Source organism: Microbacterium alkaliflavum, assembly GCF_044325405.1.
GTDB classification, from domain to species: Bacteria; Actinomycetota; Actinomycetes; order Actinomycetales; family Microbacteriaceae; genus Microbacterium; species Microbacterium alkaliflavum.
This window is the reverse complement of record NZ_JBIQWL010000015.1, coordinates 34,249-49,315: the sequence shown is the minus strand read 5'-3', so window position 1 is coordinate 49,315 and position 15,067 is coordinate 34,249. Positions and strand designations below refer to the sequence as shown.

General features: G+C 67.9%; 14 protein-coding genes. 2 read left to right on the top strand and 12 right to left on the bottom strand.

Annotation, left to right across the window (positions count from 1 at the left end):
- Positions 1 to 123: 123 nt before the first annotated feature.
- Entirely contained in the window at positions 124 to 408 is a 285-nt protein-coding gene (locus ACH3VR_RS22005) for a helix-turn-helix domain-containing protein (protein ID WP_397558483.1), read from the bottom strand.
- Positions 409 to 726: 318 nt separating this feature from the next.
- On the opposite strand from ACH3VR_RS22005, the gene ACH3VR_RS22000 reads away from it, so the two are divergent.
- Entirely contained in the window at positions 727 to 1,191 is a 465-nt protein-coding gene (locus ACH3VR_RS22000) for a hypothetical protein (RefSeq protein WP_397558482.1), read from the top strand.
- A gap of 36 nt (positions 1,192 to 1,227) precedes the next feature.
- Positions 1,228 to 1,815 carry a type IV toxin-antitoxin system AbiEi family antitoxin domain-containing protein gene (locus ACH3VR_RS21995; RefSeq protein ID WP_397558481.1) on the top strand — a complete coding sequence of 196 codons (588 nt, stop codon included), beginning with the start codon at positions 1,228 to 1,230 and terminating at the stop codon, positions 1,813 to 1,815.
- Between the two features lie 34 nt (positions 1,816 to 1,849).
- Here ACH3VR_RS21995 and ACH3VR_RS21990 read toward each other — a convergent pair whose 3' ends face one another.
- From ACH3VR_RS21990 to ACH3VR_RS21940, 11 genes are all read right to left on the bottom strand, one after another.
- Positions 1,850 to 2,266, bottom strand: coding sequence for a hypothetical protein (locus ACH3VR_RS21990; RefSeq protein WP_397558480.1), 417 nt, complete (start codon positions 2,264 to 2,266; stop codon positions 1,850 to 1,852).
- A 97-nt stretch (positions 2,267 to 2,363) separates the two neighbouring features.
- Entirely contained in the window at positions 2,364 to 3,398 is a 1,035-nt protein-coding gene (locus ACH3VR_RS21985) for a hypothetical protein (protein WP_397558479.1), read from the bottom strand.
- Positions 3,399 to 3,448: 50 nt separating this feature from the next.
- On the bottom strand, positions 3,449 to 4,489 hold the full coding sequence (locus ACH3VR_RS21980) for a TniB family NTP-binding protein (RefSeq protein WP_397558478.1): 1,041 nt from the start codon (positions 4,487 to 4,489) through the stop codon (positions 3,449 to 3,451).
- Entirely contained in the window at positions 4,482 to 5,147 is a 666-nt protein-coding gene (locus ACH3VR_RS21975) for a Mu transposase C-terminal domain-containing protein (protein WP_397558521.1), read from the bottom strand. Before ACH3VR_RS21975 ends, ACH3VR_RS21980 begins: the two co-directional genes overlap by 8 nt.
- A 1,427-nt stretch (positions 5,148 to 6,574) precedes the next feature.
- Positions 6,575 to 7,291 carry a TnsA-like heteromeric transposase endonuclease subunit gene (locus ACH3VR_RS21970; RefSeq protein ID WP_397558477.1) on the bottom strand — a complete coding sequence of 239 codons (717 nt, stop codon included), beginning with the start codon at positions 7,289 to 7,291 and terminating at the stop codon, positions 6,575 to 6,577.
- A 472-nt stretch (positions 7,292 to 7,763) separates the two neighbouring features.
- On the bottom strand, positions 7,764 to 8,162 hold the full coding sequence (locus tag ACH3VR_RS21965; RefSeq protein WP_397558476.1) for a hypothetical protein: 399 nt from the start codon (positions 8,160 to 8,162) through the stop codon (positions 7,764 to 7,766).
- A 290-nt stretch (positions 8,163 to 8,452) separates the two neighbouring features.
- On the bottom strand, positions 8,453 to 9,628 hold the full coding sequence (locus tag ACH3VR_RS21960) for a hypothetical protein (RefSeq protein WP_397558475.1): 1,176 nt from the start codon (positions 9,626 to 9,628) through the stop codon (positions 8,453 to 8,455).
- Positions 9,628 to 11,622, bottom strand: a complete 1,995-nt coding sequence (locus ACH3VR_RS21955) for a hypothetical protein (protein ID WP_397558474.1) — start codon at positions 11,620 to 11,622, stop codon at positions 9,628 to 9,630. Before ACH3VR_RS21955 ends, ACH3VR_RS21960 begins: the two co-directional genes overlap by 1 nt.
- Positions 11,619 to 14,186 (bottom strand): ATP-binding protein, encoded by a 2,568-nt coding sequence (locus tag ACH3VR_RS21950; protein ID WP_397558473.1) that lies wholly within the window; start codon positions 14,184 to 14,186, stop codon positions 11,619 to 11,621. The genes ACH3VR_RS21955 and ACH3VR_RS21950 overlap by 4 nt, the downstream gene beginning before the upstream one ends.
- Positions 14,187 to 14,191: 5 nt before the next feature.
- A complete protein-coding gene (locus ACH3VR_RS21945) occupies positions 14,192 to 14,794 on the bottom strand; it encodes a hypothetical protein (RefSeq protein ID WP_397558472.1) in 603 nt (200 codons plus the stop codon).
- Between the two features lie 33 nt (positions 14,795 to 14,827).
- On the bottom strand, positions 14,828 to 15,061 hold the full coding sequence (locus tag ACH3VR_RS21940) for a hypothetical protein (RefSeq protein ID WP_397558471.1): 234 nt from the start codon (positions 15,059 to 15,061) through the stop codon (positions 14,828 to 14,830).
- Positions 15,062 to 15,067: the final 6 nt, after the last annotated feature.

Here is a 15,067-nt window from a genome sequence, read left to right as displayed (position 1 = left end):
CTGCGGTTCTCGCCGTCCCCGGGTTCACTGGCAGTGCGGGAGACAGCGGCAGGCAGATCGGCGGAGATCCACCATGTTCGGGCTCGCCCTGCACGTCATGTCGCAATGCGCGCTCGTGAGCATTCATCGCAGGCGGAGGTCGGGTGCCTCTTCCGGTAGCAGCTCGACGAGCGCGACATTGAGTGCTTGGCAGAGCGCGAGCAAAGTGCGGATAGTGGGGTTCGCTGGGGTCCCCGGCTTCGACTCGCCCTTCTCGTACTTCTGGTACGTGTACCGGGTCAGGCCTGCGGCGTAGGCGACGTCTTCCTGGCTCAAGCCGCGCTCGAGACGGATCCGGTGGAGGTTCACCGCCAGCTCGTTCGCGTACGCACCCCACGCCGCGTCGTCCGGTCGGGTGCGCTTCGCCATCCACCCAGCGTTTCGAGATGCCTGCTTCGGTATGGCCTAGTCGGTATGGCATAATCCAGGAGGCCATACGAAACAATCTCTCTTTCTCGACCGCCGCGCTCGCGCGGGATGTCGGCTTGCACGTGTGCTGCTGCGACCCGCCGACTGAGGCCGACCGTCGAGCCGCAGCTCCATGCACCGTCGGCCGTGATTGTCGAGGTCTCGGTGGCTATCGATCCACGTCCGATCTGGTGGAGGTCCGTCGACGGCCCGCCGCCGACTCCCTGGGTAGACGTGTTCGCGTCCTTCACCGGACCCGACACCGCAGACGAATGGGGATTGGCTGCCGCGATCTTCATCGCTCAGACCCGACGCCGCACAGGCATGGGGCCGACGTTCTCTGAGATGTTCCTCGAGCTCCTGCCCGATACCGACGGCATCCCGTCGTCGATCGCCGAGGAGTTCGACTATCGCCAGCGACGCCAGCTCATCGGAGACTTCCGGATCCATGCCGCCATCGAGTGGAGGCGACGCGGCTGGATCAGCTGGGAGCGTGGAGTCGAACGTAGTCTGCGCGTCGGCAAGGTGTTCCGCGCACATTCGCGAGGGTTCCAAGCGGAGCGGGCGGCGAGGATCCGCGCGTGGGAGGAGATGACCGCGGAGGAACTCGCGCTCGAAGCGCCCAATCCTCAGCCGGGAGATCGGGCCCTCTACGGCGCGGAGGCGGCAGAGTTCGGTGCGCGGCTCATTGCGGAAGCCCTCGAAGACGATGACGGATGCGGGGGTGGAAGTCACGGCGAGTGATGGTCAGAATGTCCACGGAATCGGTAGTGTTTTGACGTGGCGTCGAACGCGCTGGCCCGGGACATGCTGTGGGAAGCCGCGTCGGGTCAACACGGCTACATCACCGCGAGCCAAGTAGAAGGACTCGGCGTCACCCGCCGCGCCCTCAATCAACTCGCCGTTCGCGGAACCCTCGAACACGCCTCCTACGGTGTCTACCGGTTCGTGAAGTACCCGTTCGACCAGGCCGACCCCTACATGCGGGCCGTGCTGTGGACCGGCGCTCCGGAGGCCGCATTGAGCCACGAGACCGCACTGGATCTCTTCGAGGTCAGCGACATCAACCCAGGGCACATCCACCTGACCGTCGGCGCGCAGCGAAGGATCCGACGCAGCGGCGGCGTCCAATACGTGGTTCACCGGCAGGATCTCCACGCCGAGCAGATCACCTGGTGGCGCGAGGTGCCGATCGTGACCCTGGCAGCCGCGATCCATCAGTGCGTTCGCTTCGGAACACCGACATACCTGCTCAGCCAGGCCATCTCCAATGGGCACCGCGACGGCCGGCTCACGACCTCGGAGCGCGACGAGCTTGTTGCGCTGACAGACGCGCGATCGGCCGCGGCGGCGGAACGCCGAATCTAGCGATATCTAGGGCTGTATAGCGAAACGCTAGATTTCAGCGGCGCGCCGGACGTTCGACTTCTGACTGAGCGTTCTTCTCTGCCGCATGCTTGGCGCAGAGGGTCCACACCCAGAGGTGGATGACGTACTGACCGCCGGGCTCGCCGCACTCCTCACAGGTGCGGGTGCTTTCCCACTCCGCGGCGCGTATCGCCTCGACGAACTCCTCGTTGTAGATCGACGGGTCGTCGCTTGGCTGCGCGTAGAAGCTCAGGGCGCCGAACTTCGACTTGCATTGGTGGAGCTCGTAGTCGGGCGCGATCTCGGCCAGCTGGCGGTCCAGTCTGATCAGCAGCGGATGCCATCCCGCGCCGACGTCGAGAACCGCAGGCCAGTCCGGCGCGAACCTGCGTAGGAGGTTCACAAGCCCCTCCGGTTGTTCCGACATCTCCGCACTCGCGTTCAGTCCCATGTCAAGAATCATGTGTCGAGATCAGCCCCGATGCGAACATCGTCTCATCGGTCCTGCTTGACGCGCGTCGTCATAGACGGCAGCGTTGCGATCGTCTTCATGTTTCCGAGGCGAGCGACTCGCCGTTCGGATGCCAAGGCTGAACGTCCGGCTTCAGGTCGGCACGGTTGAGGACGTCGGTCGGGGGCGCGGGCCACCACAGTGGTGTCTCCCACCCGCTGGGCACGCGAACGGTGTCGAGGTGGCGGAGGAGGCAAGCGCGTGTGGAGCGGGCAGAGGCGATCAGTGCCTTGTCGAAGTCGCAGCGGATGGTCTTCACGCCGTAGCTCTTGACCGCACCGTAGGCGACCATCATCGCCTCGCGGCTGCGGTCGACGACCATCGTCGCGGTCTCGTGCAGGGCACGGCCACCGACGCCGTGGAGGACACCGGCGACCGCCGCCTGCATGATCTCGACCTGATCGACGGCGGTGAATCGAGGCGTGAGGAGGCAGCGGAGGAACTCGGGATCGATCAGAATCCCCGTCAGAGCGACCGCCTCCGGGTAGGTGCAGAGCAGGGCGTCTTCGTAGGAACCCTCAAGGTCGACGCTGAATTCTGCTGCACGTCCGGCGGGTGCAGTCGCACCGTCGGCGTCGTTCATGGCAGCGAGGATGAGACGGACGGCGAGTTGCAGTTCGCCCGTATGGAGGGCAATTCCCCGTAGCCAGAGCTTCCCGCTCAACCACCGCTCCGCGCGGCCGTACTCAGGATGCGCCGTCAGGTCGACATCGAGACCGTCGAGGTGCCACCGATGGTGGTGCAGGCACACCGCTCCCCCGCGACGCCGCGTCGTTGTATCCGCGCCGGCCGCGCACCGGCGACACTCGGTGCGCGGAGCCTGCGGTCGTGAACAGGTGCGGCATCGCAGGGGGCGCCAGTCGTAGTGGCTGCACCGTACGCACATGCCGTGCCGACGCCCATCCGCGGCGAAGTAGCCCTGCGGGAGCCCGCCGAGCGCTTCGACGATCTCGGGAACCCGCTCGACGTTGGGTTTCGTGACGGACAGTCCGCCCAAGTCGCGGATGTGTAGCTTCAGGTCCTGGAACGAGAGCGCGTTGGCGTGCGCGAGCCGACCGGTGTACCCGACCACGGTCTCGCCGGGAAGCGGGCGAGTGGAGATCGGCAGGCGCGGCGGGAGCTTCATGCCACCGGAGCCAGCTCGCGTTGTCGGGCCGCCTGTCGTCGCCGGTCGTCGTCGATCACGGCGCGAAGCCTGGTGAACCGGAGCCGCTCGGTGCCGGACTGCATCGCCTCGATGGTCGCGAGCTGGATGATCCCGGCGACCTCCCCAACACACCCGTGCGTCGCATCCCAGAGGAGGGCCGCATCGTCGAGGATCTTGCCGGGCGGCTGGCTGACGAGTTTCGTGTTTGCCTCCAGGTCTTCCAGCAGCGCCGCCCACCGGTCAAAGCTTCCCTGACCCTTCAGCGGCGGCGGTGTGAGGTCCATGATCCGGAACCGTGTCGCAACCTGCGCCGCCCACCCGCCGTCCAACAGCCCTGACCTCTCCACGTTCGCACCGGCGTACACGAACGTGGCCTGGCACTTCTCGGACAGCTGCTTCAGATAGTTCGTCGCGTCCTTCGCGCCCGGACGGTTCTGCTTGAGGTTGTGGATCTCGTCGATCACGATCAGATCGGTGCGACAGTCCGCGACGACCTCGGCGAGATCGTTCAGCAACTCCGGCGCCGTCATCCGCGGCCGTGTCGGCCGCCCCAGAAACGCGTGAAACTCCTTGAGCAGCGACTTCGGGGTGCAGTCCGCCGGCGTGGAAACGTAGATCACTGGGATCGGGCTGTTCACCCCGCGCGGGTTCCCACGTTCCCGACGCCGGATCTCGAACTCCTTCGCCAGCCAGGTCACCGTCGTCGACTTCCCCGTGTTCGGCACCCCGTTCACGATGATGCCGAGCTTCCCCCCACGCTTACTCGCGTTCGCGACCATCCTCAACCGGAGCTCGTCCCGGATGTCACGCACCTGCGCGGTCAGGGAGATGCGGCCGTTCTCCATGTACTCCAACCGCCGCATGCAGTAGTCGATCCGCTGCGTATCTGTCAGGGCGTCGAGCTGGGGGCGGGTGAGCAGCTCGGGCTCGTCGAGGCGTTCGCCGACGAAGTCCGCCCACCCCTCCTTGGTCTGCCAGTTCGGTTTCCGCATGGCCGCGACGTCGAGATCAATCATCGAGACGCTCCCGCACCGGATCGCTCTGCCCGGTGAACCCGCCCGACTCCACCCAGAGGGCCTCGTCGCCGGGGTCCCCCGCAGCCACCGCGTCCCCGGCGCCGTCGAGGAAGCCGTTGCCTCCCGTGCGCCGGAACCGCGGGTCGGGTGCGACCTCGTCTTCCTCTGCCGGCGGGGCCGGCATCGCCTCGAGATGGCGGGTCAGCGCCATCGGGTCCTCGAGCGCAGCGCGGGCACGGGCATCGCTGCGCGCCGCAGCCGGGTCCCCATACCTGCCACGACGCAAGCCCTCCTTCAACGCCGCCGACTCCCTCGACGTATCGACACGGGGTGTCCCGTCGGTCGCACGGAGGCTACGCAAGACCTCATCGCGGAACGGCATCTGAGCATCGCCCGACCGCCAAGTCAGCGGCACGAATTCCTCCCCGTACTCGAGCCACACCGTGTAGACATTCAACGGATCGCGACGGATGTTCCACTTGCGGCGCGCCAGACCGGGTGTCGCAGCCGCGATGTCCCGGAGCCGGGCCGAAGAGTACCGGCGGTACCCGATGTTGATGCCGTAGTCCTGAATCGTGCGCTGCTCCCGTGGGAGCAGGCTGATGTACTCGTCGAGCCCGAACGGGATCGGCAGCTCCGGGGTGATCTCACGGAGCATCGTGACGGTCTCCATCGGGGTGAGCTTTCGTTTCGGCCGCAAGGGGTCCCGCAGCCCGTCGTGGGGGCGGTGCATCCAGTGCACGACGATCCAGTCGTCCAGGAGTTCCTGCGCCTGCAGCAGCGTCGGTGCCGGGTGCGGGGCCGTGTCCTTCCCGCGGTGCTCGACGCTGCGGCCGACATAGCTGCGCAGGTACTGGGCGAACTGCTCCGCGATCGTGCCGAAGTTCGGCTCCACGTGCGGCTTCCCGGTCGGCGTGTACGGGTTGCACTCGATGATCGAGATCCCCAGCCGCGCGCACGCCTCCGTGAATGCCACCGAGGTGAAGATCTTCCCGTGGTCGACGGTGATCGTCTCCGGGAAGATCACGGGCATCATCATCCGGAACCGGTCCAGCTCCTCCTGCGTGATCCCATGCGGTTCGGCCCACGCCGCCGACACCAACTCCCGCGTCTCCCGTGCACCTTGCGGACGACGCTCATACGGGGTCAGCGCGCGAGCAAGGAGGGTGACGAGGTCGACAGCCTTCGTGCCCCCCGCCCGGAGGACCGCGGCCAATGGTGTTCGGCTGCGGATCTCCAGCAGGATCGTCATCTCCGGCCGTTCCGTGCCACCGCGCATCGTCACTCGGCCGTCGTCCAGCATGATCTCGGCATCGAACTCCGTCGTGTCGATCTGCACATGCTCGCCCAGCCGCGGCGACTCATGCTGCTGGAACTCGTCCTGCGGACGGTTTGCGAGCGACGCACGCGTCTTCGCCGACCTCGTCAGATGCTTGGCCCGCGGCATCTCACTGAGGATCCTCTGCAGTGTCCGGTCGCTCGGCACGATGAACGGTGGATTGGCCCCGTAGCGGTCGGCGATCGCATACCGGATGTCATCGACGGATCGCCCGAGAGTGCCGGTCGCGTCGCGGTCCGCCGCACGGCAAACTTCAGCGACGATCTGGACGAGGGATAGATCCCGCTGCCGCGCAACGGTCGTGCGGTGGCTCTTGTGAACGAACCCGAGTGCGCCGAACGAGCGGTACGCCTTCAGCTTCCGCCATACGGTCCGCGCATCCACTGTGCCGCCCGGCAGCTGGGGCCCGACTGCCTGAACGATACGGTCGATCATCTCCGCCGTCCGGCGAGCATCGCTCGTCTCGGTCCTCAGGAACTCGTCGAGCGCCGCGATGTGCGGCAGCCAAATCTGGACCAGCCGTTGCTGAGCCGGCGGAAGAGCGCTCAGCGTTTTCGGGTCGAAAGTGCGCACCGCGCGCAGATCGCGGGTCGGCCACTGCACGTCCGGATCGCGCAGGAGCTCGGCGACCAGCACAACCCGGATGTAGCCGGCCTCGGTCGCGCGCAGCCGTGCGGTGGTGGCATCCAGAGCGATGAGCTCGAACGTGACGTCGTCCCAAACGAGCTCGTCACCCAACTTCAAGTTCATGTCCAACCCCTCCCCGTACAGACCGCGTCGACATCCAGTTCCAGTCGTTCCGACAGGTCGACGTCCAAGGCCCCGTGCCAGATCGCGGCGAGAAGCAGCCCTCGCGTCGGGATATCGGCCCCATCGAACAGCCGTGCCCAATCGCGAAGGGGGCGAACTTCCCCCGCGCGCTGCGCGAGCAGCTGCGCCACCGGCTGCGGGCAGCACCAGCGCGCGTACCGGTATCCGGCCAGCAACCGGAGGTTCCAGTCCTGGACCTTGCTGAGATCTGCGAAGAGGCGGTAGTCGATCGCTAGCGACGAGCACCACGTCGCGGTCATCTCGAAGGTCACCAGCGCGCGCTCCGTGATCCGCGGCCGCGGCCGCACGTCCACCAGCAACCTGGAACGATCGACCCGCTCAGCGAGAATGTCGGGCACGTGGCCCTTACGGCCGCCCCGGCTGACCCTGAACGGTTGCGTCGCGATGTTCACGATCGCAGGATCGCGGTCCAGCGCCGTCAGCGCCGACTTCTCGTACAACGACTCGAACCAGTGATGGCGACCGGTCGTTCTTGCCCAGTACACCCCGGAGTAGTTCCTGCGGCCCGGGTACGCCTTCGAGATGCGGACCGGCGCGATCCGATCCAGCGCAAGATCGACGAGGTCACCAGCGCCGAAGTGCCGCAGCACCCCGTCGTACTTCACCTCCACCGTCGCACCCAGATCCGACATGCTCGGATCGGCTGGCGCAACGGTAGTCAGAAACACCGCTCGTAGTCCCCTCGCGCTCGAAGGTGGTGAGCCTGACAACCGCGTGTTCGGTAACGCGCTCGGCGTCAACGTACGTCCGCCCGACATCGCGGCCACCGGCGGCACGCCGAGCTACTGACAACTTCCTGGCGCTACTGACAGCTCGATGGCGGCCGCTGACACATCAGGTGGCGCTACTGACAAGTTCCGTGGCGTCGGACAACGCCAATGAGAAATCAGGGGTTGCCTACTTGGCACCTACTTGACAACTGTGTTACGCTCGCCGCGACGCGAAGCCAAAGCGGAGCGAGCGAATCCCAGCAGCAAGAGAGATAGAAGCGGGACGCCTCCCAGACGTTCGAGGGTCGCCAGGTTCACGCCAACTCGGCCGCATACCTCGCATCTGCCAGGCGCAAGGTCACTCTCCGTCTCGTCTGAGACGGGATCCGCGGGGCTACTTCTCCGAGTGCGTCGACCGGCGTTGCTGCCAGATCTCCGACATGATCTCGCCTTGCCGGCGGGCGGCCGTCGGGTCGACACCTCGGGCACCAGGCGGTGCCGGCGGGAACGGCTGGCCGTCGTTGAACTCTCGCTCGAGCCGATCGGCTTCCGCCTCGAGGAGCTCCGCGGCCAGGGCCGACACTGATGCTGCGACCGGCTGCTCGGTGCGAGTTCCCACCCAGGCCGACACGAATCGCTCGTGCACGGACAGGGGCAGGTAGTACGTGTGGCTCTCGCCGTCGACACCTCGAGCGCGCGTGGCGCGAGGGGCCGCCACGATCGGGAACGGCTGGCCGTCGTTGAACTCACGCTCGCGTCGGGCGCTCTCCGTCTCGAACACGGACACCACCACGGCGCTCAGCGTCGGGTGTTCGCGAGTCGCCCACCATGCGGCTTTCAGGCGTGCGTGCAGGCCCTTGGGTAGGTAGTAGGTTCTGCCGGCATTGGCAGCGGTTTGGGGGGAGCCATCGGCGGGCATCCGCGCTCGGCCTCCTTGCAGGGGGTCTGGAATTTTCGGGTAGGACGAGTCGGGTTTCGTCTTTTTTCGCGGGGGGATGACCAGGATACCGAGCCGCCCACGGATCCCTCTGATTCCGCGGGTACGGGCGGTGTCCGCCCGATATTTCGAGACCCTCGAACGACCTACGGAGACGGGAAATTCAAGGGGGTGTTGGGCTGCCGGACCTCGACATGGAGGTGGGTGCAGTCGTCGGGGAACTGGATGAAGTTCGTCAGCATCAGGCTCACTCCGTGCTCGGCACGGCAGTCGGACTGTCCGATGCCGGCCAGGCCCGCCGGCATGTACGGGTTGAGCAGCTGGGCGAGCTTGAGGGAGTTCGGGTCCCAGCCGTTCAGCGCCCGGCCGTTGAGGGCACTGAAGTCGACGGCCTGTCCCTTCCAGTGGTACGAGCGGGTGCCGGCGCCGGGCGTCTCTCCGGTGCATCGGCGGTTGAGCGAGCTCACGGTGACGGTGTCGAAGTGCTGCAGGGCGAAGGTGATGATCTGCAGCACGGCGACGTCGTCGAGGCAGTCCGGAGTGGCGGTGCCGGCGGCCATGTCGCGGATCTGCTTCTCGTGCGCGCCGTAGACGCTGAGGCGGCCGCTGTCGATCGCGGTGACGAGCCCCTGGGCGAGCTGCCTGGCGTCTGCGCCGATGCCGGCACCGTCGCAGACGATCGACCCGGACATGCTGTTGATGATCGTCTCGGCGGCTCCCGCCCACTGGTCGTAGGCCTCGGGGAACGCGCTCACCTGGACGGCCTGTGCGGCCGCTCCCGGGCTCATCGTGTCCCACCCCTTGATGTCGAGCAGGCCACGAGGAGATCCGCCGTTGGGGCCCTTCGGGCCTCCGAAGAACGCGCGGATCGCGTAGGCGGCATCCATGCGGTCGGCGAGCGTCCCCCAGCCGGCACGCTGCTGGAACAGGTTGACCGAGTCGTGGTCGCTGCCAACGCCCTCATGCGGGTAGTCGAGCGACGCGGGGACCGTGGAGTTCGCGAGCATCCGCAGCTTCGACTCCTGCAGCGCGGTCATCAGCGCGATCTTGAGGCCGGCGGCAGAGACGCCCTCCTGGGTGCCGACGGTGATGATCTTCGCGGCGTTGGCGAGCTGCTTGTCGTCGAGGGCGAGGGAGTCGCCGCCGGTGGTGGTGACGGTCAGCGCGGTGCCGGCGTCCCCGACGGTGCAGGCGCCGGTGCCGGCGTTCGCGGAGGCGGCCTGCCCGCCGATGATGGCGAGCAGGCCGAATGCGATCCCTCCAATCACGAGTATGGGGACCAGGACGGCCGCCGCGATGATCGCGAGGAGGCGAGGGTTCATCAGGCGGCCCTCGCGTCGGCGAGCCGGGCGCGGAAGGCCTCACTGCGAGCGGTACGGGCCGGGTCCGGCGGGAGCGAGGTGACGTCGGCGACGCCGTCGACGATCGGAGCCGGCCTCACGATGTGGCCGGTGCCCGACTCGTCGACGACGATCCGGCGGGCCGGGACGACGAAGCTGGCGGGCTGCGTGGGCTGGCTCTGCGGGTGAGGCTTGGGTCCCGCGATCGAGCTCAGCGCCCGGTTCCCGGCCTTCGAGGCGACTCGGCCTCCGACCTCGAGTGCGGCGGCCCCGACCAGGCCGGGGACTCCGCCGGCGGCGCCCTTCGCAAGCCGGGTGGCCGTGAACGCGACATCGGCGGTCTTGCCGACCTTGCCGGCGCTGAGGGCCCGCGGCACGCCACCGGATCCGCCGGCGGGCAGCGGGGTCGGGGCAGGGCCACCACCGGAGGGCGGGGCCATCGGGGTCAGGGGCGTGACGGGGCCGCCGGTGTTCGCGCCGCCGGGGCCGAAGAAGTTGATCGAGCGGCCGTCGACGGCGGTGGTCCGGTCGGGGCGGCGCAGCGCGGCCGCGGCGACCGTGGCGCCCATCGACATGATCGCGAGGGTCTTGGTGCCGTCGCGCTGGCTGCCGTTGCTGCCGCTCGAGAGGCCGAGGCGGGAGAGGTGGTCGGCGAGGCTCTGCCCGGCCTTCTTGGCACGGATCTTCGCGCGGATGAGCATCACGATCAGGACGAGCAGGAAGATCGTGGCGAGCATCATCACGGCGGTGATCGGGATGCCCATGCTGTTGAGGCCGGTGAGGAACGCGACCATGAGCCGCAGCGAGGCGGCCATCAGAACGATCAGGAAGACGATCGTCGCGGCGCCGACGAACATCCCGCCCAGCGAGCTCCATAGGGCGTGCCGGTTCACCGGGAGGATGCCCCAGTAGACGTTCCACATCGTCTTCAGGGCGTCGAAGAGCGTCTTGATCGCGGTGCTGAAGAACAGGATCATCAGCGCGATCGGGAAGCCGAAGATGACCATGCCGCCCGGGGCGATCATGAGCGCGGAGATCACCTGTCCGAAGTTCGGGTGCTCGACGAAGTTCTTCGCGGCCTCGTCGCAGCTGCTGACCGCGTCGCGGACGTCGTTGCCGTTGCTGATGACGGGGGCCTTGGTGAGCATGGTCTCGTCGAACTTCTGCGCGCACTCCCCCTGCAGGGTGTGGCCGAAGGTGAGCGCCTGGGCGGGGATCTTCACGAACACGTCGACGAGCTGCATGCTGACCGTCTCGGAGAGCACGTCCTGCGTGTTGAAGTTGACCTTGTTCAGGTCGTCGGTGGCGACGGCGCCGGCGAGGGTGTTGCCCCAGCTGCGGGCGGTGTCGAGGGCGCCGCCCGCGCTGGTGAGGGTCGCGACGGGGTTGGCGAGCATCCCGACCGCGAGGAAGGCGAGGAGCGCGGAGACCAGCATTTCGATCCAGCCGGAGGCGACCTTCTTGCCGGTGAGGATCGCGAGGCCGGCGACACCGGCGGTGATCGACAGGGCGAACGGGATCCAGTTCAGGCGGCCGAGGGCGTTCTGCAGGAGCTCGGCGAGGGCGTTGAACGGGACGGTGAGCAGCTGCAGCCAGTCGAAGCTGATCACCCAGTTGCACAGCCAGATCATCCAGGCGAACGCGCCGATGTGGCCGGTCCAGATGAAGTCGAGCGGTGCGGTGACGATCGCCTTCCCGAAGTCGAACACTCCCCCGCGGTCCAGCGGAAGCACGATGTAGTTCGCGAGCGGGATGCCGGCGGAGTCGTGGATGTTACCGCCGGGAAGGAACGGCGCGACGATGCCGTTTCCGCCGTCGGCGGCGTGCGCGGCGACGTTGCCGAAGATCATCAGCAGCAGGTCGAGGGCGAGGACCGTGAGGATGCGCCGCCACCACTTGTGCTCGGCGAACCAGACCCGTGACGACCACAGCATCCGGGAGACGAGGTCGAGCGATGACAGCGCGTAACGGATCATGCTGCTACCGCCTCGCTCGGGGTCGAGAGGACGGCGGCGCGGCGGTCGGGGTTCTCGGGGAGCGTCTTCTGGAAGATGCCCATCCGGCCGGCGACGTCGAGCATGAGGCCCTCGCCGCGGCGCTGCGGGGGCACCTTGCCGGTCGACGGGTCCAGCGGGCTCAGGTTCTTGGTGACCAGGTCGAGCATGGCCTCGTCGTTCTCGAGGCCGTCGGAGAACCACTGCAGGGCGCGGCGGGCGAGGTTCCGGTCGCGCTGGCGCATCAGGTAGCGGGTGGCGATCAGCCCGCGGGCCCGCTCATCGCCGAAGTCCTCGGGGTCGTGGGAGCCGACGGCGGCGAAGGCGTTGTGCTTGCGGTCGTCCCGGTAGAAGTCGGTGAGCTCGGCGGCCCCTTCGGGGCTGGCGGTGATCGCGTGGCACTCGTCGAAGAACGCGCCGGTGAGGGTGGTCTTGTCGCGGAAGCAGAGCTGCTTCACGGTCGCGGTGAGCATCGCGTAGACGGCGCGACCGAACCGCTTCTCGATCGGCATTTCCTGGAACAGGTGCTTCTGCTCGAGCTCCATCTTCTTCGGCAGGGTCAGGCCCGCGGTGAGGAACACGATGCCGGTGGCGCGGGTGTCGACCGGAGGCAGGGCGTCGTTGAAGAGGACCTCGCCGATGTCCTTGCTGGCGATGACCTTGATGAGCATGCGCAGGTCGTTGGCCTCGGGCGAGCCCGACAGGTCGCGCTCGAGGTGCTGCAGCAGCTTGCGGGTGCTGGTGATGTCGTGGCTGGCGAGGTACTCGCCCTCGAGGAGGCTGGACAGGAACACGCCCTGCTCGCTGAGGACGGGGATGCCGAGCATCGCCGCGAACAGGCTCTGCAGGATGCGGGCGCCCTGGCGGGGGCCGAACATGAGCAGCGGGTCGATGTTCCACTCGGGGCGGATCACACTGCCGTCCTCGTCCTCGAACTCGAGCAGGTTCGCGATGACGGTGTGGTCGGGGCGCAGCGCCTTGGCGAAGGTGCCGTACTCGTGGGCGACGGTGCGGTCGATCGCGTAGCCGCGGCCGCCGCGGTCGACGGTGGTGCCGAACTCGCACTTGAGGAGCACGGACTTTCCGGCGCCCTTCTCGGCCACCACACCGAACGATCCGGAGATATCGGCCTTGTTGTTGCCCTCGATGTCGCGGAAGATCTGACCGCGGCGGCCGTTGGTGATGTTGACGGCGAACCGGGCGCCGCGGATGTCGCCGAGTTCGCTCGAGACGATCGGGGTGCCGGAGGCGAGCTCACGGCCGGTGGTGATCTGCGCGAGCTCGCGCACGAGCCGAGTAGTGGGTACGCCGGGCTGCATCGCCCACCAGAGCTCTTCCTGGCCGCCCAGGGGCGCCTCGAGGAGGAAGTCGTGGGCCTTGTACTGGTCGGCGAGCACCCGGGCGCGCAGCTTGGCTTCGTCGGGCGTGGTGCCGGCGACGGCGAAGATCACCGTCACCTGAGCCTCCACCTCCTTGTCGGAGTGGTTGAGGCTCGCGTGGTACGCCGTCAGCGTCTCGGCGACCTCGGCCAGGTCGTTGCCGGTGCCGGTGATGCTGTTGGTGCCCTCCTGCTGCGAGTACTGGTCCTTCAGGGCGTCCTCGGCGCGCTTGTTGCGCTTGCGGACCTCGGCGGCCGGCGAGATCTGCAGGCGCAGGGCGAAGTCGACGTCCATGGGGAGGTTGTCGACAGCGCTGATCCACTCGACGCCGGGGGTGCGCCATCCGGCCTTCGGGCCGGTGACGATCGCCTGCAGCACCTGGTAGCTGGACTCGTCGGCGTAGGGGCTCTGCACCTTGAGGTACTTGCGCTTGAACGGGAGGAACTGCTGTCCCTTCGCCAGGTCGCTCTGCCCGCCCTCGTCGAGCCACGGGTTGGGCATCCCGGCGGGCAGCTGGAACTGGGTGAGGTCGGTCTCGAACAGGCGTGCGTCCTCCTTGGCGGCGGAGGGCAGCGGGACGGATCCGTCGACGGCGAGGCCGCGCTGCTGGTTGTGCAGCGCGATCCAGATGTTCTCGGCCGGGGTAGCCGGGGTGGCCTCGAAGATCGCGGGGATCCGCTCGGCGATCTCGTTCGCCATCCGGCGGGCCGCGGCGACCTCGGTCTCGCGGGGCAGCACGCGCGGGAGCGCGCCGATGTCACGGACCTTGTTGTCGGCGGCGCGGATCATCGACCAGGCGCGGTCCTTGATGTTGGCGGTGGACATCGGCACGGACAGCCAGAAGGCCCGCTCCCCCATCGGGACCTGCTCGAGGGCGTCGAGGGTCCGCTCGACCTCGTCGACCCAGTCCTTGGTGTCCTCGCTGATCTTGACGCCCTCGAGCATCCGCTCGACGATCGTGACCGGGTCGAGGTCTGCGCACAGCCCAAGGAGCAGGGCCTCGCCGCGCAGCTCCTGGAACAGGGCCTGGTGGTGCAGCTTGGTCATGGTCTTCATCTGGTGGGTGCCGAAGCCGCCGGAGAGGGGCTTCAGGCGCCACGTCGCCCAGGTGATCCCGGACCGGGTCCACATCAGATGATCCGCCATAGCGGTGGTGGGGATGCGCACGATCTCTACTCCTTCTTCGATCCGCGGGCCTGGGCGAGCAGGCGCTCGACACCGGTGACCGGCATGCGGGCCGGGGCGGTGCCGGCGGACACGAGCTCGGCGGCCTGCGCGGGGGTCTCCTCGACGGCGGCGATCGCCGGGACGGGGATGACCGGCGCCGGCGTGCCGGTGGTCTGGGGGCGGGTGGTGGTCGACGTCGCGGTCATGCCGCCGATCGTCGTGGTGCCGCCGGCGAAGTGCGGCGGGCGCAGCCGGACGGTCTGCTCCTGGTACTTGCCGAACGCGGGGCTGAAGACCGCCCCGAACGCGCCGAGCACGATGCTGGCGACGTTGCGGCGGGTGGCGGGGAGGCGCCCGGCGCCCCAGGCGCCTCCCCAAGCCACCAGCAGCACGATGGGGATGTCGACGAGGATCGTCCCCGTCCCCCACAGTCCTCGGGTCACCAGTCCGAGGACGAGCAAGACGGCTGCGACAACGCCCTGCGTGACCGTGTAGGGCCCGCCGGGGATCTTCGTGCCGTCGTGCAGGCGGCCGATGAGGCGCGGAAACTTGCGGCTGCGCGTGTAGAACCGCGCGACCTCGGTCTGCTGCTGCTTCTCATCGCTCATGGCCGTCCTCCCGTCGTCGTAGCTGCCTGTCGGTTACTTCGCGGTCTGGACGGTGTTGCCGAGCATCCCGGAGACCCAGTCGAGGCCGCCGGCGACGAAGAAGATCACGGCGGCGGCCATGATCCCCGTGAGGAGGGTGGTGCCCACGGCCCAGCGGACCTTGGATGCGACGACGAAGAAGACGATCGCCGCGCCCAGTCCGACGACGCCGCGGAATGCGACGCCGGCCTGGTTCACCAGGTTGTTGATGGTGTCGAAGATGTTCATTGCTGT